The organism is uncultured Methanofollis sp., from assembly GCF_937919355.1.
Lineage (GTDB): Archaea > Halobacteriota > Methanomicrobia > Methanomicrobiales > Methanofollaceae > Methanofollis.
Genome location: NZ_CALFSA010000065.1, coordinates 1 through 1881 on the forward strand (window position 1 = coordinate 1; position 1881 = coordinate 1881).

At 54.9% G+C, this 1881-nt stretch carries 2 protein-coding genes; both read right to left on the reverse strand.

Annotated elements, in window-relative coordinates; translation table 11 throughout:
- A partial coding sequence (locus tag Q0520_RS03285; RefSeq protein ID WP_298666554.1) for a methyl-accepting chemotaxis protein occupies positions 1-1129 on the reverse strand: 1129 nt, incomplete at its 3' end.
- Positions 1130-1490: 361 nt separating this feature from the next.
- The coding region (locus Q0520_RS03290; protein WP_298666556.1) for a DUF5803 family protein at positions 1491-1881 on the reverse strand (391 nt) is incomplete at its 5' end.

Genomic DNA, 1881 nt, shown 5'->3' on the forward strand with positions numbered 1-1881 from the left:
TGTACTCCCTGACCTGCTCCTCAGACTCTCTCAATTTTGTGATTGTCTCCTTGAGGCGCCTGACCATTATGTTGATGCTATCCTCAAGGCGAGCGAATTCGAGTCCCTTCGTCGCCCTGATCCGGTGGTCAAGGTTGCCATGTGCGATGATACCAACGTCCTCCACGATGGCGTCCACAGGGCGGGCGATGTACCAGGACGAGGCGAGGGTGACCAGGGTCCCGAAGAGGATGCCGAGCATCCCTGTGATGATATTGATCAGTCCGACAGTTTTGATGTGGTCGACCCTCTCCTTCAGGTTGTAGGTGACCTCGACGATCCTTGTATTCTCGTCTGTTCCTCCGTCGGGGTCGACGAAGAGATACCTGGTCGTCCTGTGGGTCTGATCGTCTACGACTGCAACGTCTGCCCGCATCATTATGATCTGTTCGAGGATGTCAGGCCTGAGCGTGCTCGCTGTCGTGTTCATCGGGTTGGTGAGGTCGATGACCGACTTTCCGGCAGTGTTGTAGACCCTGACCGATTCAATGAACGGGTTGACCTCACGCGCTTTCTGGACAATGTCGTGCTGGTATATCGCTGGTATGACGCTTCCTTCCGGGATGACGACGGCCGCTTCCAGGAGATAGGCGCCATCCGGCGTCAGGTCGTAGACGCGGGTGATGACCGACCCGTTGGGGCCTGTCCTGACCTCCCGTGTGGGCTGTAAACGGCTGTACCTGACCACGTCGGCGACCTCGGGGGTTCTGGTGATGTGCACCGATGTCACGGTGTTTTTCCCGAAGAGGCGCTGCAGGTGCTCTTCCAGAGGCCGGATATCAGGCAGGGACACATTGTCTGGAGGGGGAGTGTACTCTCTGACGTACGTGTCGAGGGCGGCAACGATCTCCGTGCTGTAGTCTTGTCCCCTGGATGCCTCCTCTCTATTGACCAGCGCAACGGCCTCGCGGATCATCTCGTCGGTGTGATCCATCACCTCCTCGTACGCCTCGACGATCTCGCCCCTTGTATCGAGGTACGATATGGTCGAGAGAAAACCGATGGTGACGCTGATGACCAGAAAAACAAAGAGCACCACGTAATGAAGAAACGATCGTCTGTCCCTGGGGGTGGTGCTGGTCTCTTTCATGAGGGGTGTATCTGAGTGCTATCTGGTCGTTGTTATTTCAGGGTTTTATCTATCTGAGACTATTTGATTATATAGATATCGATTTTAAAAAAAGTCGATCTATGTATTTTGAATGTATTATCTCTGCATATTACCCCATTTGTCAGGGAAAATCTCGGTAGTGAAATTCCCGGTCTCTTCTGTTTGGTTGAGGGTTGCAAAGGTACTTTCTGGCCATACGGGGCACACAGAACAGGGTGTTTTTTCAGGTAAGCGTTTTGTGGCGGGAGGGGAGACACATTGTCGATGTGCCGACAGCGGCCCGACATCTCACCCATGGGACCGGCACGAGCACCTTTTTGCGCCGAAAAAAAAGTTTTCCTCACTCCTGCCGTCTTCGCATCAGCAGGAAGGGGAAGAGGAGCACTACGGCCACGGTAAGCCAGACACTCCCGAAGATATAGAGGAGACGCTCTCTGGCAGGTTCGTAGAAGTGAACTTCGGCATAGCGCACACGGTCAAAGGCGATCGCAGTCGCGTTGTTCTCTGTCGAGACGTTTCCTCCCTCGCTCACCCGTCCGAGGAGGGGGTTTTTGACGTCCAGACCCGCCGGGAGGGTGACAGTGAGGTTTGAGGGCTCGGTAAAGAGGATCTGGAGGTTGTTCTCCCGTATTGCGGCCTCGTAGGTCACCGTCACGTTCCCCTGTTCAAAGGCAACGGTGTTCCGGTTCTTCTGTGTGTAGGTACAGTTCTCCCCGCACACCCCGGAGACT